General features: G+C 60.2%; 15 protein-coding genes and 1 tRNA gene. 9 read left to right on the forward strand and 7 right to left on the reverse strand.

Annotation, left to right across the window (positions count from 1 at the left end; genetic code table 11):
• Positions 1-4 precede the first annotated feature (4 nt).
• Both ACIPIZ_RS00405 and ACIPIZ_RS00410 read left to right on the forward strand, forming a co-directional pair.
• Positions 5-1,924: a PAS domain S-box protein gene (locus ACIPIZ_RS00405; RefSeq protein WP_401163248.1), complete on the forward strand. Its 1,920-nt coding sequence runs from the start codon at positions 5-7 to the stop codon at positions 1,922-1,924.
• A gap of 77 nt (positions 1,925-2,001) precedes the next feature.
• Positions 2,002-2,538: a hypothetical protein gene (locus ACIPIZ_RS00410; protein ID WP_016983364.1), complete on the forward strand. Its 537-nt coding sequence runs from the start codon at positions 2,002-2,004 to the stop codon at positions 2,536-2,538.
• Between the two features lie 427 nt (positions 2,539-2,965).
• On the opposite strand, the gene ACIPIZ_RS00415 is transcribed toward ACIPIZ_RS00410, so the two are convergent.
• The 4 genes from ACIPIZ_RS00415 to ACIPIZ_RS00430 all read right to left on the reverse strand — a co-directional run bounded on the left by ACIPIZ_RS00415 (position 2,966) and on the right by ACIPIZ_RS00430 (position 7,177).
• Positions 2,966-3,262 (reverse strand): hypothetical protein, encoded by a 297-nt coding sequence (locus tag ACIPIZ_RS00415; protein ID WP_064389907.1) that lies wholly within the window; start codon positions 3,260-3,262, stop codon positions 2,966-2,968.
• A 187-nt stretch (positions 3,263-3,449) separates the two neighbouring features.
• Positions 3,450-4,793 (reverse strand): sodium:proton antiporter, encoded by a 1,344-nt coding sequence (locus tag ACIPIZ_RS00420; protein WP_064389908.1) that lies wholly within the window; start codon positions 4,791-4,793, stop codon positions 3,450-3,452.
• Positions 4,794-4,953: 160 nt separating this feature from the next.
• Complete coding sequence (locus ACIPIZ_RS00425; RefSeq protein ID WP_401163251.1) at positions 4,954-5,811, reverse strand: glucose 1-dehydrogenase; 858 nt, start codon at positions 5,809-5,811, stop codon at positions 4,954-4,956.
• A 211-nt stretch (positions 5,812-6,022) separates the two neighbouring features.
• The gene (locus ACIPIZ_RS00430; RefSeq protein WP_401163253.1) at positions 6,023-7,177 is read right to left on the reverse strand and encodes a MalY/PatB family protein; all 1,155 of its coding nucleotides are present in this window, start codon (positions 7,175-7,177) and stop codon (positions 6,023-6,025) included.
• Positions 7,178-7,500: 323 nt separating this feature from the next.
• Here ACIPIZ_RS00430 and fdnG point away from each other — a divergent pair, with 323 nt between their 5' ends.
• The 7 genes from fdnG (at position 7,501) to ACIPIZ_RS00465 (ending at position 16,561) form a co-directional block, all read left to right on the forward strand.
• On the forward strand, positions 7,501-10,566 hold the full coding sequence (gene fdnG / locus ACIPIZ_RS00435) for a formate dehydrogenase-N subunit alpha (protein ID WP_401163256.1): 3,066 nt from the start codon (positions 7,501-7,503) through the stop codon (positions 10,564-10,566).
• Positions 10,567-11,502: a formate dehydrogenase subunit beta gene (gene fdxH / locus ACIPIZ_RS00440; RefSeq protein WP_401163258.1), complete on the forward strand. Its 936-nt coding sequence runs from the start codon at positions 10,567-10,569 to the stop codon at positions 11,500-11,502.
• A complete protein-coding gene (locus tag ACIPIZ_RS00445) occupies positions 11,499-12,164 on the forward strand; it encodes a formate dehydrogenase subunit gamma (RefSeq protein ID WP_401163260.1) in 666 nt (221 codons plus the stop codon). The genes fdxH and ACIPIZ_RS00445 overlap by 4 nt, the downstream gene beginning before the upstream one ends.
• 3 nt (positions 12,165-12,167) lie before the next feature.
• On the forward strand, positions 12,168-13,094 hold the full coding sequence (gene fdhE / locus ACIPIZ_RS00450; RefSeq protein ID WP_401163262.1) for a formate dehydrogenase accessory protein FdhE: 927 nt from the start codon (positions 12,168-12,170) through the stop codon (positions 13,092-13,094).
• 48 nt (positions 13,095-13,142) lie between these two features.
• Complete coding sequence (selA, locus tag ACIPIZ_RS00455) at positions 13,143-14,546, forward strand: L-seryl-tRNA(Sec) selenium transferase (protein WP_401164214.1); 1,404 nt, start codon at positions 13,143-13,145, stop codon at positions 14,544-14,546.
• Positions 14,543-16,459, forward strand: coding sequence for a selenocysteine-specific translation elongation factor (gene selB / locus ACIPIZ_RS00460; RefSeq protein WP_253485327.1), 1,917 nt, complete (start codon positions 14,543-14,545; stop codon positions 16,457-16,459). Before selA ends, selB begins: the two co-directional genes overlap by 4 nt.
• A gap of 6 nt (positions 16,460-16,465) precedes the next feature.
• A tRNA-Sec gene (locus ACIPIZ_RS00465) sits at positions 16,466-16,561 on the forward strand.
• A 227-nt stretch (positions 16,562-16,788) separates the two neighbouring features.
• Here the strand turns inward: ACIPIZ_RS00465 and ACIPIZ_RS00470 are convergent.
• The 3 genes from ACIPIZ_RS00470 to ACIPIZ_RS00480 all read right to left on the reverse strand — a co-directional run bounded on the left by ACIPIZ_RS00470 (position 16,789) and on the right by ACIPIZ_RS00480 (position 18,784).
• Positions 16,789-17,079, reverse strand: coding sequence for a type II toxin-antitoxin system RelE/ParE family toxin (locus ACIPIZ_RS00470; protein WP_401163265.1), 291 nt, complete (start codon positions 17,077-17,079; stop codon positions 16,789-16,791).
• The gene (locus ACIPIZ_RS00475) at positions 17,072-17,317 is read right to left on the reverse strand and encodes a type II toxin-antitoxin system ParD family antitoxin (protein ID WP_401163266.1); all 246 of its coding nucleotides are present in this window, start codon (positions 17,315-17,317) and stop codon (positions 17,072-17,074) included. Before ACIPIZ_RS00475 ends, ACIPIZ_RS00470 begins: the two co-directional genes overlap by 8 nt.
• A 171-nt stretch (positions 17,318-17,488) precedes the next feature.
• Entirely contained in the window at positions 17,489-18,784 is a 1,296-nt protein-coding gene (locus tag ACIPIZ_RS00480) for an OprD family porin (protein WP_401163268.1), read from the reverse strand.
• Positions 18,785-18,878: the final 94 nt, after the last annotated feature.

Raw genomic sequence — 18,878 nt, forward strand, 5'->3', positions numbered from 1 at the left:
TGTGATGATTGAAAAGAACAAGACCGCGGCGATCGAGGAGATGCGTTTCAGGCTGTTGATCGATGCGGTCGTCGACTATGCGATCTACATGATCGACCCGGATGGCATCATCACCAGCTGGAACTCGGGCGCCAAACGCTTCAAGGGTTACGAAGAGGCGGAAATCCTCGGCGAGCATTTTTCGCGCTTCTATACTGCCGATGATCGCGCTGCCGGTCTGCCGCGACGTGCGCTCGATACCGCGATCCGCGAGGGGCGTTTCGAGGGCGAAGGCTGGCGGGTGCGCAAGGACGGCACCAACTTCTGGTCGCACGTGGTGATCGACCCGATCATTGATCCCGACGGCAAGTTGCTCGGTTTCGCCAAGATCACCCGCGACCTCACCGATCGCAAGATGGCCGAAGAAACCCTCAAGCAAAGCGAACAGCAGTTCCGCTTGCTGGTGCAGGGTGTCACCGACTATGCCATCTACATGCTCAGCCCCGAGGGCCGGGTCAGCAACTGGAACCAGGGCGCCCAGCGCATCAAGGGTTATCTGCCGGAAGAAATCATCGGTCAGCACTTCTCGATTTTCTATACCCCCGAAGACCGCGAACTCGGCGAGCCGCAGCGGGCGCTGGAAATAGCCACTCGTGAAGGCCGCTTTGAGAACAAGAGCTGGCGCATGCGCAAGGACGGCACGCGGTTTCTCGCCCATGTGGTGGTCGATGCGATTCGCGGCGATACCGGCACTTTGCTCGGGTTTGCCAAGATCACCCGCGACATCACCGAAGCGCATCAGGCCCAGCAGGCGCTCGAGAAAACCCGTGAAGCCCTGTTTCAGGCGCAGAAGATGCAGGCCATCGGTCAGCTCAGCGGCGGCATCGCCCATGACTTCAATAATCTGCTGACAGTGATTCTCGGCAATCTGGAAATCGTGCAAAAGCGCATCGGTGACGACGCGAAAATCAGCCGTTTGCTGGAAAATGCCACCCAAGGCGCATTACGTGGCGTGTCGCTGACCCAGCGCATGCTGGCTTTTGCCCGCCGTCAGGAGCTAAAGACCGAGTCCGTCGACATCCCCCAATTGGTGCAAGGCATTACCGGACTGTTGCGCAGTTCCCTGGGGCCGGGCATCCGCGTCGATGCGCGGTTTCCCGAGGATCTGCAACCGGTGCTGGCGGACAGCAATCAACTGGAACTGGCCTTGCTCAATCTGGCGACCAACGCCCGTGACGCCATGCCCGACGGCGGCACGGTGATCATCAGCGCTGAAGCACAAGTGGTGCTCGAACTCGGTCATGCGGATCTGCCGGCCGGGCGTTATGTCTGTCTCAGTCTGATCGACAGCGGGGAGGGCATGGATGCGCAGACGCTGGCCTCGGCCAGAGACCCGTTTTTCACCACAAAAGGCTTGGGCAAAGGCACAGGGCTGGGGCTGTCGATGGTGCACGGGTATATGGAACAACTCGGTGGCCGCTTCGTGCTCAAAAGTGCAAAAGCCCAGGGCACCACGGCTGAACTGTGGATTCCGGTGGCTGTCGAGGGTGTCTCCAGCAAGCCGCTGCATCCGCCGGCAGAGCCGATCACGGTGCCCAGGCTCAGCGTGCTGGTGGTGGATGACGATTCGCTAGTGTTGACCAGCACCAGCCTGCTGCTCGAAGACCTGGGGCATCGAGTGATCAGCGCCACGTCGGGTTCGCAGGCGCTGACGCTGTTCGATCAGGGTGAGGTCATCGACCTGTTGATCACCGACATGGCCATGCCCCATATGAGCGGTGCACAACTGGCCCACGCGGTGCGGGTGCTCAAACCGGATCTGCCGATCATTCTTGCCACCGGCTACGCCGAGCGCCTGGAGGGTTTTGCCGCGCAACTGCCGCGGTTGCCCAAGCCGTTCACGCAGATGAATCTGGTGGCGATCATTGCGCAATCGATGAAGTGAGGCGCCGGTCAATCCGGCTGAACTTGCGCGCAAACGGGGACTTCTAAACGTTTTCCCAACCCCGGAGCGTGCATCTTTTGTCTCGCATACTGACTGAGCCCACCGCTGAAGAAACCCTGACCGAACATGACGCCAAGATGTTCGGCTCACCCAAGGAACGGCTGGATTTCTATCGGCGGGAGATCCAGTACGAAACCAGCATTCTTGCCAACCGCACCGATGCCTATCTGGCGGCGCAGTCGTTCCTGGTGATCGCCTTCGCCTCCTGCATGGCCAACCTCAATCCGGAGTGGGGCAAGTTGTTCACGCTGGTGGTGCCACCGTTTCTGGCGCTGCTCGGGCTGCTCAGTTCCTTGAACGCCTGGCCGGGGATTCGCGCAGCGTACGACATCATCGATCACTGGCATTTCAAGCAGAGCCACTTGCTCCACAGCGAGCCGCTGATGGGCCTGGCGTATGACGAATCGCCGTTGTTCAGTGAGATGGAATCGAGCCACAAGGGTTATCGCAAGTCGCTGCTGTTCTCGGTGCGCACGCCTTGGATCTTTGCGACGTTCTGGGTGTTGCTGGGGAGTTATGCGGTGTTTATTCAGGTGACCAATCCTGGAGGGTGATGGGCAGGTATAGAAAAGCCCGGCTTATGTGGCCGGGCTTTTTCATTCGCTTGGATTTTGTGTTGCCATTCAGATCGATCCCCCTCACCCCAGCCCTCTCCCCCAAGGGGGCGAGGGGGAAGGGAGCAGATCTTCGCTGTAGTCAAAATCTGCGTTCGACTCGGTATCTCAGTGTCGTGGTCAAAATCTGCGTTCAACGCGGTATCTCAAGTCGGCATACCTCAACCATTCACCCCGGTCAGTTCCCTCTCCCTCTGGGAGAGGGCCAGGGTGAGGGGCTTTCAGGGTTCATATCGCAGAGAGCCAATATTTGCACTGCTCAAAATTTGCGTGCAACGCGGTATCTCAAGTCGGCGTACCTCAACCATTCACCCCGGTCAGTTCCCTCTCCCTCTGGGAGAGGGCTAAGGTGAGGGGCTTTTCCGCTTCACTCCACGGTCTCAAGCTCTCGACGCAACGCCACCGAGTTCTGCGAAGACATCGGGATCGGCGGGAAATCTTCATTCAAGACGCACAAATGATCGATGGCATCTTCAAACATCGAATCGGCTTTCTTGCGCAGCGCGCGGTAGCGCTCGAACTGTTCGATGTCCAGATCCTTGACGTCAAGCAGCGCATTGGCCGCTCGGTTGAGCGTGTGGGCGTTATCGAACAATTGACGATTGCGTTCCAGAGCCAGTGCTCTGCAAGCCTTGATTTGCGCAGGAGTCGAGCATTCTTTCATGTTCGTGACCTTATTCTTCAAGGATTCCGTTTCATAGGCGTATCGCCGCAGGGGAACCGAACCTGCCGGGCCCCGCCGGCCACATCTGGCGGGGGGTTATGCTTGTGACTGTCGGCGATTAAGCAAGGATCCATTTTTTTACAGAAAAAAATTCGATTAATCCGTCGATAAAATCCGCGATTAAAAATCACGTTTTTTGTTTCTTGCGCTGTTCATAGCGAGCGAGGATCGGTTGGGTGCTGATCCCGTGAAGCAGGATGCTCAGCGCGACCACCGACAAGGTCAGGTCGGTGCATTGCGTGGCCACCGTGTCGGTCAGCCCGTGATTCAAGGCATAAAACAGATAAAACAGGCTGCCGATCCCGCGAATGCCAAACCAGCCGATCAACAGCCGTTGCCGTCCCTCCAGCAGCGCGCCCCATGGCATCAGCGCGACGCAGGCCGGGCGGATCAGGCAGAACAACACACCGCCCACCAGCAACGCCCGCCAATCCCAATGCGCCACCAGCACGACGCCGAGCAAGGTCACCAGAAACACTTCCATGGCGCGCTCGACCAGACTGCCAAATGACAACATGTCACCCATCATGATCCCCGCGGCAACCTGGCTGCTTTCCAGCCTTTCGGTGTCGCCATGCACCGCGTGTTGCGGTTCGACGTTCTGATGGCCGACCACCGGTTGCACCAGATGCTCGGCAGGCGGCTGGCCGGCGCCGGTGGATTGCACTTCCACCTGACGCAAACCCAGCCCGGCGGCGAACACCGACAGGAAGCCATAACCGCCAATCGCCTCGGCAACCACATAGGCCAGGGCAATCAACGACAACGCCAGATAATCATTGGGGCTGAGGGTGCTGTCGTCATTGCGGATTCGTAGCGAAAGCGTCACGCGCCCGATACCTCGGCCCATCCAGTAACCGGTGAGTAACCCGGCCGGCACCGCCCACAACACACTGCGCAAGACCCAGCCCTGCCATTCGCTGGCGCTGCCATCACCGTGCAGCAACAACAGGCCGAGAATCACGAAGGGGAAGGCGATGCCGTCATTCAATCCTGCTTCGCCCGAGAGCCCGAAACGCACGCTGTCGACATCCCGCGCATCGTTGACCTGGACAAGTGCCGCCAGTACCGGGTCGGTCGGTGCCAGAATCGCGCCGATCAACAGTGCCGGCCCCCACGGCAAGCGCAAGCCAAAATGCAGCAGCAGACAAACACCGATGATGGTCAGCAACATGACTGGCCCGGCCAGGCCAAAAGCAATCCGCCAACGCTTGTCGCGCAAAGGCAAACGTAACTTCAAACCGCAGACAAACAGGGAAAACAGCACCGCGACTTCCGTCAGGTGCTCCATCCACAGCGAAGCGTTTTCCAACGACAGTTTCAGCAGATCTAGGCCGCTGGGGCCGATGCCGATCCCCAGCAACAGACACACTGCCGAAGTCGTCACCGGCATCCAGCGCAGATACGAAGAAGTCAGTGCCAACGTCAGCAGCACGGCACCGAGTACGGCAACCCACACAGTAAAACTCATGATTTGCCGCCTTCAGTGATTAATGACGGCCGCCTGCAGAGACCCTTTCGCTCCTGACGCCGCCCCTGTAGGCGTTGCCGCAAGCTGCGATCTTTTGATCTTGTTTTAAAAATCAGAATCAACAGACCGCCGCCTGCGCAAACCCCTGCAGTGCATTTGCTCAAAGCATCGGCTTGCCACCGGTCACGCCATAGCGCTGGCCGGTGATATAACTCGCTTCGTCCGAGGCCAGCAGCACGTAGATCGGCGCGACTTCCACGGGTTGACCGGGGCGGCCGAGCGGGGTGTTGCCACCAAAGTTCTGTACTTCTTCATCGGGCATGGTCGAGACGATCAGCGGCGTCCAGATCGGCCCCGGCGCCACGCAATTCACGCGGATTTCCTTCGGACCGAGCATCTGTGCCAGACCGCCAGTGAAATTGGCAATCGCGCCTTTGGTGGTGGCATAGGCGAGCAGGGTCGGTTTAGGCATGTCCGAGTTCACCGAACTGGTGTTGATGATCGACGCCCCGGCACGCATGTGTTTGATCGCTGCCTGACACAGCCGGAAGATCGCGGTGATGTTGACGTCGAAGGTCATCACCCATTCTTCGTCGGGGATTTCTTCGAAGGTTTCGTGGGTCATCTGAAACGCGGCGTTATTGACCAGCACGTCGATGCGGCCGAAGCGTTCGACGGTTTTGTCGACCAAGGCCTGACAATGGGCCTTTTGTGCGATATCGCCCGGCAGCAGCAGGCATTGACGCCCGGCCTGTTCGACCCAGCGCGCGGTTTCCTTGGCGTCTTCGTGTTCGTTCAAATAGGCGACCGCCACGTCGGCGCCTTCACGGGCGAAAGCAATGGCCACGGCGCGGCCGATGCCGCTGTCGGCGCCGGTGATCAGGGCGATCTTGCCGGCCAGTCGCCCGGAACCGACATAGCTTTGCTCGCCGCAATCGGGATAGGGTTCCATTTTGCGTTGCGAACCGGGAACGGTCTGGGCCTGTGCGGGGAAGGGTGGTTTTGGATAGTCGGTCATCGCGGGTCTCCGAGGTCTCAGGGCTGGTATGGGCGGTTGACCCGGTGTGTTTGCCGTGAGTTCGATCGGATTTACGCCGAAGATTTTGCGTGAACACACATCCCCTGTAGGAGTGAGCCTGCTCGCGATAGCGGTATTTCAGTCAACAATGATGTTGGATTTTAGAACGCTATCGCGAGCAGGCTCACTCCTACAGGGGGATGTGGTGTTTTCAGGTGTTGCGATTAGTCAGGGCGCGTTCCATGCGGGCGATGCCTTCTTCGAGCAACGAGCGTGGGCAGCCGAAGTTCAGGCGCACGAACTGCTGGTGTTGATCGCCGAAGTCCAGACCGGCGCTGAGGCCAACCTTGCCCTGCTCAAGGAAGAACTGCTGCGGATCGGCCAGATCCAGCGCCGAGCAATCCAGCCAGGCCAGATACGTGCCCTGTGGCACATTGATGGTCACGCCCGGCAAGCGGCTGCGCACCGCGTCCACCAGCCAGTCGCGGTTGGCCTGCAGATAGGTTTTCAACTCGGCCAGCCACGGCGCGCCTTCGCTATAAGCCACGCGCGTGGCTTCCATGCCCAGCGGGTTGACGCTGTCGACCATGCCGCAGCGGGCGTGGTTGACGCGCTCACGCAGGGCCGCATCTTGAATGATCATGAACGAGGTCTTCAGGCCGGCGATGTTGTAGGCCTTGCTCGCCGACATCAGGGTGATCGTGCGCTTGGCAATCTCCGCGCTCAACGAGGCGGTCGGAATGTGCACGCGACCGTCGAAACACAATTCGGCGTGGATTTCGTCGGAGATGATCCAGGCGTCCTGCGCCGCACAGATATCCGCCACCGCTTGCAACTCTTCACGGCCAAACACTTTGCCCAGCGGATTGTGCGGATTGCTCAGCAACAGCGCGCCGCCACCGTTCAGCGATTCACGCAGCACGTCCAGCGGCGTCAGGTAAGTGCCGTCAGCTTGCGCGAGGAACTCCAGCTCAACCTTGTTCAAACCCCAGTGGCCCGGCGCGTGGCGCAGTGGCGGGTAGTTCGGCACTTGCACCACGACATTCTGCTGCGGCTGTACCAGCGCTTTCAGAGCCATGTTGAAACCGGACTCGACGCCCGGCAGGAAGATCAGCTCTTGCGGTTTTACCTTCCAGGCGAACTTGGCCCAGAGGTCAGCGACGATGGCTTCACGCAGGTTGTCCTGCGCCACGCTGTAGCCCACCAGCGGATGCAGCAGGCGCTGTTGCAAAGCCTCGATGATGACCGGCGGCGCGGCGAAATCCATATCAGCGACCCACATCGGCAAGACGTCGGCCGAATAGCGGCTCCACTTGGTGCTGCCAGTGTTGTGGCGGTCGAATAGCTGATCAAAATCGAAAGTCATGCGCGGTCTCGTGAAGGCGGGATTGGTCCTGCGGGCATGATAAGCCCATGGCCGTGCAGGAGCACACAAAACCTGTGGGAGCGAGCCTGCTCGCGAAAGCGGTCTGTCAGTCAATATTTGTCTCAACTGACAGGGCCTCTTCGCGAGCAGGCTCGCTCCCACAGGTTTTCCAGTGCATGACCGATTGTCGCCGACGGTCGGTTTTCACACAGATCGTGTGGTCATTGTCTACAGTGAAAAGGTCGGCAGACGTTTGCCGCAACCGTGATTGTCCAGATAAAACCCGGCACCAGTACCGGGTTCCACCTGATCAGGAGTGCACGATGGATCTCAGCCGTCGTCAGTTCTTCAAGGTCGCCGGTATCGGCCTTGCAGGCTCGAGCCTGGGCGCGTTGGGCATGGCCCCGACGCCAGCCTTCGCCGAGCAGGTGCGCCACTTCAAGCTTGCCCACACCCATGAAACCCGCAACACCTGTCCGTATTGCTCGGTCGGCTGCGGTTTGATCATGTACAGCCAGGGCGATACCGCGAAGAACGTCGCGCAAAGCATCATCCACATCGAGGGCGACGCCGACCACCCGGTCAACCGTGGCACCCTCTGCCCGAAAGGCGCAGGCCTGCTTGACTTCATTCACAGCCCCGGCCGTTTGCTCTACCCGCAAACGCGCAAGCCGGGCAGCAGTGAATGGACGCGGATCAGTTGGGACGAAGCGCTCGATCGCATCGCCGACCTGATGAAAACCGACCGCGACGCCAACTTCATCGAGAAAAATGCCAACGGGCAGACGGTGAATCGCTGGCTGAGCACCGGGTTCCTCGCCGCGTCGGCAGCGTCCAACGAAGCCGGTTACATCACTCAGAAGGTGATTCGCAGTCTCGGCATGCTGGGGTTCGATAACCAGGCGCGTGTCTGACACGGCCCGACGGTGGCAAGTCTTGCCCCGACGTACGGCCGTGGAGCCATGACCAATACCTGGACCGATATCGCCAACGCGAATCTGATCCTGGTGATGGGTGGCAACGCCGCAGAAGCGCATCCGTGCGGCTTCAAATGGGTGACCGAGGCCAAGGCGCACAACGCTGCGCGGCTGATCGTCGTCGATCCGCGTTTTACCCGGACCGCTTCGGTGGCCGACTACTACGCGCCGATCCGCACCGGCACCGACATCGCCTTCATGGGCGGCCTGATCAATTACCTGCTGACCGAGGACAAGATCCAGCACGAGTACGTGCGCAATTACACCGATATGTCGTTCATCGTCAGAGCAGGCTACGGCTTCGAAGACGGCATTTTCAGTGGCTACGACGCAGAGAAACGCAGCTATACCGACAAGTCCGGCTGGGGTTACGAGATGGGCGACGACGGCTTTGTCAAAGTCGACCCGACGCTGCAAGACCCGCGCTGCGTCTATCAATTGATGAAGCAGCATTACAGCCGCTACAACATCGACCTCGCCAGCCAGATCTGTGGCATGCCTGTCGATGCCATGCAGAAAATCTGGGAAGAAATCGCCACTTGTTCGATTCCGGGCAAGACCATGACGATTCTCTACGCCCTCGGCTGGACCCAGCACTCGATCGGCGCGCAGATCATCCGCAGCGCGGCGATGGTGCAACTGTTGCTGGGCAACGTCGGCATGCCCGGCGGCGGGGTCAACGCCTTGCGCGGTCACTCCAATATTCAGGGGCTGACCGACCTAGGCTTGCTCTCCAACGCACTGCCGGGCTATCTGACCCTGGGTCAGGACAGCGAGCAGGACTACAACGCCTTCATCCACAAACGTACGCAAGTGCCGCTGCGTCCGGGACAACTGTCGTACTGGCAGAACTACAGCAAATTCCACGTCAGCCTGATGAAGTCGTGGTACGGCGCTAACGCCACGGTCGAGAACAATTGGTGCTATGACCATTTGCCGAAACTCGACATTCCCAACTACGACGTCCTGAAGATGTTCGACCTGATGAGCCAGGGCAAGGTCAACGGCTACTTCTGCCAAGGCTTCAACCCGATCGCTGCGCTGCCGGACAAAAACCGCGTAATGGGCGCGCTGGCCAAGCTGAAATGGCTGGTGGTCATGGACCCGCTGGCCACCGAAACCTCGGAGTTCTGGCACAACGTCGGGCCGTACAACGATGTGAAAAGCGCGGAGATCCAGACCGAAGTCATTCGCCTGCCGACCACTTGTTTTGCCGAAGAGGACGGCTCACTGGTCAACAGCAGCCGCTGGCTGCAATGGCACTGGAAAGGCGCCGACGGTCCGGGCGAAGCGCAGACCGACATCCGCATCATGAGTGAATTGTTCCTGCGCCTGCGCAAGCGTTATCAGGCCGAGGGCGGCAAATTCCCCGATCCGCTGCTGAAACTGACGTGGCCGTACAAGATCGCCGACGAACCTTCGCCGGAGGAGCTGGCCAAGGAAATCAATGGCAGCGCCGTGGCTGATTTCACCGATGCCACCGGTGTCGCGGTGAAGGCCGGCTCGCAACTGGCCGGGTTCGGCTTGCTCAAGGATGACGGCAGCACCGCGTCCGGCTGCTGGATCTTCGCCGGCAGTTGGACCGAGGCCGGCAACCAGATGGCGCGGCGTGACAACAGCGATCCGTTCGGCATGCACCAGCACTTGGGCTGGGCGTGGGCCTGGCCGGCCAATCGGCGGATTCTCTATAACCGCGCTTCGGCGGACGTGTCCGGCAAACCTTGGGACCCGAAAAAACGCCTGGTGTGGTGGAACGGCAAGGCCTGGACCGGCACCGACGTACCGGACTACAAAGCCGACGTGCCGCCGGAAGCCGGGATGAACCCGTTCATCATGAACCCCGAAGGCGTGGCGCGGTTCTTCGCCGTCGACAAGATGAATGAAGGGCCATTCCCCGAGCACTACGAGCCGTTCGAAACACCGATCGGCATCAACCCGCTGCACCCGCAAAACAAGAAAGCCACCAGCAACCCGGCGGCACGGATCTTCGATTCGGTCTGGGAAACCCTCGGCGAGGCCAAGGACTTCCCGTACGCCGGCACCAGTTACCGGCTCACCGAGCATTTCCACTTCTGGAGCAAGCATTGCAAGTTGAACGCAATTGCCCAACCCGAGCAGTTCGTCGAAATCGGCGAAGTGCTGGCGAAAGAGAAGGGCATTGCTGCCGGAGATCGGGTGCGCGTCAGTTGCAAACGCGGGTTTATCGAGGCGGTGGCGGTGGTGACAAAAAGGATCCGGCCGCTGCAGGTCAACGGCCAGGTCGTGCATCAGATCGGCATTCCGCTGCACTGGGGTTTCACCGGCCTGACGCGTCACGGTTACCTGACCAACACCCTGGTGCCGTTCCTCGGCGATGGCAATACACAGACCCCGGAATCCAAGTCATTCCTGGTCAACGTGGAGAAACTGTAAATGGCCAGCCAAGACATCATTGCCCGCTCGGCCACCACCACGGTGCCGCCATCGGTGAGGAATCAGGAAGCGGTGGCCAAGCTGATCGACACCACCAAATGCATCGGTTGCAAGGCCTGCCAGGTTGCCTGCTCGGAATGGAACGAGTTGCGCGACGAGGTCGGCCACAACCACGGCACCTACGACAACCCGCAAGACCTCAGCGCGGACACCTGGACGTTGATGCGTTTCACCGAACATGAAACCGACGCCGGCAACCTCGAGTGGCTGATCCGCAAGGACGGCTGCATGCACTGCGCCGAGCCCGGTTGTCTGGCGGCGTGCCCGAGCCCCGGCGCGATCATCAAACACGCCAACGGCATCGTCGATTTCGATCAGGATCACTGCATCGGTTGTGGATATTGCATCACCGGTTGCCCGTTCAACATTCCGCGCATTTCGCAGAAAGATCACAAGGCCTACAAATGCACCTTGTGTTCGGATCGCGTGGCTGTGGGGCTTGAGCCAGCCTGCGTGAAAACCTGCCCGACGGGTGCCATCGTCTTCGGCACCAAGGAAGACATGAAGGAACACGCCGCCGAACGCATCGTCGACCTGAAAAGCCGTGGCTTCGAAAACGCCGGTCTGTATGACCCCGCAGGTGTTGGCGGCACGCACGTGATGTACGTGTTGCACCACGCTGACACGCCGACCATTTACGCCAATCTGCCGCAGGATCCGGCGATCAGTCCGTTGGTGGGGTTGTGGAAAGGCATCAGCAAACCTCTGGGCCTGTTGGCCATGGGCGCGGCGGTGTTGGCCGGGTTCTTCCATTACGTGCGCATCGGCCCGAACCGGGTCGAAGAAGATGAGCATCCAACGCCAGCCGACACCTCGGTGCACGTCGTCGATCCGGCGGTACACACCTTCGATCCGCGCGGGGAGAACCGGCCATGAGCAACAAGACGATCCTGCGTTATACCGCCAACCAGCGTACCAATCACTGGCTGGTGGCGATCCTGTTTTTCATGGCCGGGCTGTCCGGGCTGGCGTTGTTTCATCCGTCGCTGTTCTGGTTGAGCAACCTGTTTGGCGGCGGGCCGTGGACGCGAATTCTGCATCCGTACATGGGAATAGCGATGTTCGTGTTTTTCCTCGGTCTGGTGCTGAGTTTCTGGCGCGCCAACTTCTTCATCAACAACGACGGTAAATGGCTGCGGCGTATCGATCGGGTGATGGTCAACGACGAGGAAAGCGTGCCGCCGGTAGGCAAATACAACGCCGGGCAGAAGTTGCTGTTCTGGACTTTACTGCTGTGCATGCTCGGTTTGTTGTTCACCGGGCTGGTGATCTGGCGCGCCTGGTTCAGTGCGTATTTCGGCATCACCGTGATTCGCTGGGCGATGCTGTTGCACGCGCTGGCCGGTTTCATTCTGGTGCTGAGCATCATCATTCACATCTACGCGGGGCTGTGGATCAAGGGTTCGGTGGACGCGATGCTGCATGGCTGGGTCAGCCGCGCCTGGGCGAAGAAACACCATGAACTCTGGTATCGCGACGTCACCCGCGATGAACGCCATCCGGACGTGCCGGAGCGACCGATCACCAAAAAGGGCTGACTTTTGCCAACCATTCTGGAACCTGGGGAAATCGAAGCGGCGGCGAGTTCGCCGCCGTTTCTGCATCTGCCGCCGCTTAACCTGTTCACCTTGCGCGCGCAACGGCTGGAGCAACTGGCCGAGGGGCATGCGCTGGCCGAGTATCTGCGCTTGATCGCCGGATTGTGCCGGGTGCAGCAGCAGGTGTTCGATGATCCACCGCTGGTGGCGCCGTTCGATCAGCAACGGATCGAAGCGTGTCAGCAGCATGGTTTGCCGCCGTTCGCGGCGGATACGTTGGTGCGCGAAGAGGGCTGGCAAGCTTATCTCGGCGCTGTTCTGCAGCGTTACCCGCCTTTGGGTCAACCCGCTGTCGTTGCAGCGGTGGACACGCTGCGCGCCGCCAGTTCCGGTCAGTTACGCTCATGGGCCGTGGCGTTGGTCAGCGGTCAATATTCGATGGTGCCGGCGCAACTGGTGCCGTTTCTCGGCGCGGCATTGCAAACGGCGTGGAGCCATTGGCTGCTCAGTGCGCCGGATCTGAAACTCAGACCCGGCGACAGCCTCAGCCAATGCCCGGCCTGCGGTTCATCGGCGATGGCCGGGGTGATCCGCCATCGCGGCAAGCACAACGGTTTGCGTTATCTGGTGTGTTCGCTGTGTGCTTGCGAATGGCATGTGGTGCGGGTCAAGTGTGTGTATTGCGAGTCGAGCAAAGGTCTGGATTATCTGAGTGTCGAGGACGATCGTCACGCGGCGAATCAGGCGCCGTTGCGCGCGGAGGTTTGTCCCGGCTGCAACAGTTATCTGAAACTGGTGTATCTGGAAAACGATGCCGACGCCGAGGCATTGTCAGCGGATCTGAGCAGTTTGCTGCTCGATATGCGTTTGGCTCAGGATGGTTTTCAGCGCCTGGCACCGAATCTGTTGCTGGCTCCGGGAGACGAATGACCGGCAGCGTCTACACTCTTGGGCGATAGCGGTTGTCTCCAGGAGTGACTGATGTCCCTGCGGTTACCTTCCATTGATGGTCTGTTGCGTCATCCGGCGTGTGTGCCTTTGCTCGAACGCCACGGGCGTGAGTCGCTGCTGGCGAGTTTGCGGTGGTTGCTCGATGAATTGCGGCCCGGCGTGGTGAACGGGCACTTGTCTGCGATAGAAATCAGTCCCGAAGTGTTGGCCGGGCGCGTCGGCGAACGCCTGGCGCAACTACAACGCAGCAACGTTCGGCGGGTGTTCAATCTCACCGGCACCGTGCTGCACACCAATCTCGGCCGCGCTTTGTTGCCCGATGAAGCCATCGACGCCGTGCAAATGGCCGCGCGTTATCCGCTTAACCTGGAATTCGATCTGGCCAGCGGCAAACGCGGTGATCGCGACGATCTGATCGAAGGCCTGATCCGCGAACTGACCGGCGCCGAAGCCGTCACCGTGGTCAACAACAATGCCGCCGCCGTGCTGCTGACGCTCAACAGTCTGGGCGCGCGCAAGGAAGGCATCATTTCCCGGGGCGAACTCATCGAGATCGGCGGCGCCTTCCGCATCCCCGACATCATGGCCCGCGCTGGCGTGCGTCTGCATGAAGTCGGCACCACCAATCGCACCCACGCCCGCGACTATGAAGCGGCGATCAGCCCGCGCAGCGGTTTGATCATGCGCGTGCACGCGAGCAACTACAGCATCGAAGGCTTCACCGCCCGCGTACCGACTGCGGAACTGGCCGAGTTGGCCCATCGACATGGTTTGCCGTTGCTAGAGGATCTCGGCAGCGGCAGTCTGCTCGACCTGACTCGTTGGGGCTTGCCGGCAGAACCGACGGTGCGTCAGGCGCTGTTCGATGGCGCGGACATCGTCACCTTCAGCGGCGACAAATTGCTCGGCGGCCCGCAGGCCGGGTTGATCGTCGGGCGCAAAGAGCTGATCGCGAAGATCAAGAAGAACCCACTGAAACGTGCACTGCGCGTGGACAAACTGACCTTGGCGGCGCTGGAAGCGGTGCTCGGTTTGTATCGTGATCCGGATCGTCTCGCTGAGCGCTTACCGAGTTTGCGCCTGCTGACGCGCCCGCAAGCTGACATCTTCGCGCAGGCCCTACGCTTGCGGCCCTTGATGACTGAGTTGTTGGGTGAGCGCTGGCAGGTCAGTGCGGTCGAAGCCTTGGGCATGATCGGCAGCGGCAGCCAACCGGTGGCGCGACTGCCGAGTGCGGCGTTGTGCTGTCGCCCGCAAGTGTCAAAGCGACTGCGCGGGCGTTGTCTGTTGAATCTCGAAGCGGCGTTGCGCGGGTTGCCGATCCCTGTGCTCGGTCGTATTGACGACGACGCGCTGTGGCTCGATTTGCGCCAACTCGATGATGAGCCGGCGTGGCTCGCGCAATTGCCGCACCTGCAGGTCGCCCCGTGATCATCGGCACGGCGGGGCACATCGACCATGGCAAGACGTCGCTGCTGCAAGCCCTGACCGGGCAAACCGGCGACCGTCGCCCGCAGGAACGCGAGCGCGGGATGACCATCGACCTCGGTTATCTATATGCCGAACTTGAGCCGGGCGCCGGACTGAGCGGATTTATCGATGTGCCGGGCCACGAGAAATTCACTCACAACATGCTTGCCGGAGCGCAAGGCATCGATCTGGTGTTGCTGGTAGTCGCAGCGGATGACGGCGTGATGCCGCAGACGCGGGAGCATCTGGCGATTGTCGAATTGCTTGGCATTCCGCGCGCCGTGGTGGCGATCACCAAGTGCGACCGCGCCGAAGCGGGCAGGGTGGAAGAGGTGCAGCGACAAGTGCTCGACCTGCTCGCCCCGGGGCCGTTTGCCGAGGCGCCGATCCTGACCGTGTCGAGTCTGAGCGGGCAGGGCATTGATGGGTTACGCGAGGTGCTGCTGCAGACGCAACGTGAAGTGCTGGAACGCAACCGCGACGGCGGTTTTCGTTTGGCGATTGATCGGGCCTTCAGCGTTTCCGGCGCGGGCATTGTGGTCACCGGAACGGCGTTGTCCGGGGTGGTTTCTGTTGGCGACAAACTCACCCTCGGGCCTTCCGGAAAGTCGGTCCGGGTTCGCGGCTTGCACGCGCAAAATCAGCCCACGGAACAGGCCTTCGCTGGACAACGAGTGGCGTTGAATATCAGCGGTGAACGCCTTGAACTGGCGCAGATTCATCGTGGCCAGTGGTTGCTGGCGGAATGGCTAAATGCACCGACCCAGCGCGTCGACATTGAATTCCGACTGTTGCCCGGCGAACGCACCTTCGAACACTTTCACCCGGTGCATGTGCACCTTGGCACACAGGATGTGATTGCCCGCGTCGCGTTGCTCGAAGGCCCACGATTGAGCGCCGGTGAACGCATGTTCGCGCAATTGCTGATCAACGCGCCGGTGCACGCGGTGAAGGGCGATCGCCTGATCCTGCGAGACTCCAGCGCCCAACGTACTCTCGGCGGCGGGCGCGTACTCGATCCCTTCGCCCCGGCGCGCCAACGCCGCAGCCCCGAGCGTCTGGCGCAACTGCATGCGTTACTGAGCAGCGACAGCCTCGAGCAAGCCTTGCCCGTGCTGTTAAATCACAGCGCCGGCGGCCTCGACCCGCTGCGGCTGGAACGCCAATTCAATCGCCCGCGCTCGAGCTGGTCACTGCCGGAAAACGTAAGGTTGATCGAAAGCCGACAGGGCCCGGTGCTGTTCAACCTGCAGCGCTGGGGCCAGCTGAAATTCAACTTGCTGGAGCAACTGGCGAAGTTTCATGAACTGGAGCCCGACCAGATGGGCCCGGATCGTGATCGACTGCGGCGCTTCAGCGCACTGGCGCTGGAGCGGTCGACATTTGCCAGTCTGCTCGATGAACTACGCGAAGCGGGTGTGATCACCAGCACTGGCCCGTGGCTGCATCTGCCCGATCATCAGGTGCGCCTGAATACCGAAGACGAAAGCCTGTGGCTACAGATGCAGCCGTTGTTTGAAAACGCAGGATTCGATCCGCCGTGGGTACGCGATGTGGCGAAAATGCTCGGTCAGGACGATGCCGTGGTGCGCCTGCTGTTGCGCAAATTGGCGCGGCTGGGATTGATGCACCAGGTTGTGCGCGACCTGTTTGTCAGCGACACGGTGTTGCGGCAGATGGCCGCCGTCTTGTTGAAACTGGCCAAGGAAAATCCGTCGATCCAGGTGACAACCTTCCGCGATGCGCTAGGCTTGGGACGCAAACGCTGTATTCAGTACCTCGAATACTTCGACCGCCTCGGTCTGACCCGACGCCTCGGCGAATCCCGCCAGATCCGCCCCGACAACGCGCTGGCTAACGCCTGCGCACACTGAGTTCAAGGAAGGCAATCGCGCCCGGTGGCGCGGCCGGGCTTCAAACCCGGTTGGGGACGGCATCCGTTCCCGGGCAGGTTCGACTCCGGCTGCCTTCCGCCAATTACCAAAAAGCCAAAGAACGGCTGCCGTTGATTGATCGTTCCCACGCTCCGCGTGGGAATGCAGCCCGGGACGCGCTGCGTCTCATCCAGAGCCGAACGCGGAGCGTCCGTTGAGGCATTCCCACGCAGAGCGTGGGAACGATCAAAGAACCTGTGGGAGCGAGCTTGCTCGCGATGGCGGCTTTCCAGATCGATTAGATTTAGCGGGAGTAAAAAGGGGGCGAATTAGAGATTTCGCTGCGCTTCCATTCGGTCATGCAAGACTCTGATGATCGCAATCCCGTAAGCAGTGATTCGGAAATAAATCATGTGCCGCTCCACGCGACAATGGCGGTAGCCTGCACGTATATCGTCGCAGGCTGGCGCCGTTTTTGGCCGCTCGGCCAACTGCAAGAACGCAGAGGTGAGGGCGTCGATGTAATTATTGCCTTGATCCACGCCCCACTGGCGTGCGGTGTATATCCAGATTGCCTCCAGGTCAGCTTCGGCAGCGGGCGTAAGACGATATTCAGTCATGCTTGGTTAACATTCTCCGCTTGAATGCAACGGGATCGAATGGGCGAGGTTTTCCACTGGACTCACCCTCGCGAAGAGCTGCGCGAATTGTGTCGATCTCAGCGCTACGCTCCTGCTCACGGCGGATAAGATCGCGGATGTATTCGCTATCGTTGGTGTAATGCCCCGCCTCAATCTGCGCTTTGATCCAGTTGTCTTGCTGGTCGGTGACGGTGATGGTTTTGCGTACGGTTCCCATGATTTGGGCCTCCAGACAGATGGGCGACTGCGTGCAAATTATCATACTATTGGTGCGCTATCGAGCACTCAGGCCTGTCGGTCAAGCTATCCAAATCGCGCAGGAATGTTAGGGTTTTGGGTGCCGAATTACATAAACGCTTCTGTTGAAGATGTTAATGAACGAGCGGATTCAAAACCCCAACGGGTACTGCACCACCACATAAACCCGGTCAATATCATCCCCAGCCTGCGCCTCATTGGCCCTATGCGAAACATGCGATAGCTGCACCGACAAATCCTTCGCCGCGCCCGATTGCACGATGTATTTCAGATCAATATCCCGTTCCCAATGCTTGCCGCCATCACCTTGCTGTGGCTGATATTCGCCGCTGTCGGCATCGAACGGGTTGTAGGCGCCGCCCTGTGGCGCGTGGGTACCGTCGATGTGGCTGCCGGTGACGTAGCGGGTCATGAAAGTCAGGCCGGGGATGCCGAAGGCGCCGAGGTCGAGGTCGTAGCGCGCTTGCCAGGAGCGTTCGCCGGCGCCGTTGAAGTCGGCATATTTGATCGAGTTGGCGAGGTAGATCGAGTCGCCGCCGACGAAATCGAACGGTGTGTCGCCATTGACCCGTTGCCAGCCGAGCATCACGCCGTGCGCACCGTAAGTGTATTTTCCGGAGAGGCTGAACGCCGTGTTGTCGATGGCGCCGGCCAAGGCTCGACCGGTGTCGCGGGTGCGGTAGAGGTTGGCGTCCAGCAGAACTCCGGACTGCTTGAAATGCAGATTGCCGTAGTACTGGTGCCAGGTGTCGCTGAGTTCCGAGGCATACAGCGAACCGCCGACGGGGCTGTCGCCGAACAGATCCGCGCCGAGGAAGCTGATCCCGCCGGCTTCGGTGTTGGCGCCGTAGCCATAGAAGTCGCCACGACCGGAGGAACTGTCCTGGTTCTTGAAGGTGGTGAAGTGCCCGGCGACGAGATTCACGTTGTCGATTTCACGGCTGTTTATTAGAAACCCGGTGGCGTATTCCGGTTGCAAACGTTTGTCGGAGGTGTCGAAAACTGGCGTTTCCACGGTCATTTCGCCGAACGCCAGGGTAGTGCGCGACACCTTCAGTTTGAACGCGCCGCCTGCGTCGGAGTAATTCGATTCGCTGCGACCGCTGCTGTCGACCGGTAGCAAGCCGGTGCCGGAATGTCCTTTGCCGCCATCCAGTTTCAGACCGAGAAAAGCGTGAGCATCGACGCCGAAACCGACACTGCCTGGCGTGAAGCCCGAGGTGAAGGTGCCAATGAAGCCTTGCGCCCATTCCTGTTTGTAGTTTTTGCCGGCGGGCGAGGGTGAGCGGTAGTCGTTGCTCAGGAAGAAATTGCGGCTGAGCACTTCGGTTTTCGAATCGTCGAGAAAACCGCTGGCACTGGCGGTTGCCTGCAGACCGCAGAGCAAAGTGAGCAGGCTGAGACGCAAAGGGGCATGGTCGATCATGGTCAGTGGCCAGCAATTGAATTGGCTGAATGATCGAGGGATATCCGCTGACAAGATTGAGCCGATGTGCTGAATTGCACTGACGCCATCGCCA

It is taken from the genome of Pseudomonas sp. NPDC087690 (assembly GCF_044743175.1).
Taxonomy (GTDB): domain Bacteria; phylum Pseudomonadota; class Gammaproteobacteria; order Pseudomonadales; family Pseudomonadaceae; genus Aquipseudomonas.

Excerpts from the sequence above, each read along its gene's own strand:
- ACIPIZ_RS00420 (WP_064389908.1), bottom strand. The coding sequence starts at position 4,793 with ATGAGTTTTACTGTGTGGGTTGCCGTACTCGGTGCCGTGCTGCTGACG.
- ACIPIZ_RS00470 (WP_401163265.1), bottom strand. The coding sequence starts at position 17,079 with ATGACTGAATATCGTCTTACGCCCGCTGCCGAAGCTGACCTGGAGGCA.
- ACIPIZ_RS00405 (WP_401163248.1), top strand. The coding sequence starts at position 5 with ATGATTGAAAAGAACAAGACCGCGGCGATCGAGGAGATGCGTTTCAGG.
- ACIPIZ_RS00480 (WP_401163268.1), bottom strand. The coding sequence starts at position 18,784 with ATGATCGACCATGCCCCTTTGCGTCTCAGCCTGCTCACTTTGCTCTGC.
- ACIPIZ_RS00425 (WP_401163251.1), bottom strand. The coding sequence starts at position 5,811 with ATGACCGACTATCCAAAACCACCCTTCCCCGCACAGGCCCAGACCGTT.
- fdxH (WP_401163258.1), top strand. The coding sequence starts at position 10,567 with ATGGCCAGCCAAGACATCATTGCCCGCTCGGCCACCACCACGGTGCCG.
- ACIPIZ_RS00415 (WP_064389907.1), bottom strand. The coding sequence starts at position 3,262 with ATGAAAGAATGCTCGACTCCTGCGCAAATCAAGGCTTGCAGAGCACTG.
- ACIPIZ_RS00430 (WP_401163253.1), bottom strand. The coding sequence starts at position 7,177 with ATGACTTTCGATTTTGATCAGCTATTCGACCGCCACAACACTGGCAGC.
- ACIPIZ_RS00445 (WP_401163260.1), top strand. The coding sequence starts at position 11,499 with ATGAGCAACAAGACGATCCTGCGTTATACCGCCAACCAGCGTACCAAT.
- ACIPIZ_RS00475 (WP_401163266.1), bottom strand. The coding sequence starts at position 17,317 with ATGGGAACCGTACGCAAAACCATCACCGTCACCGACCAGCAAGACAAC.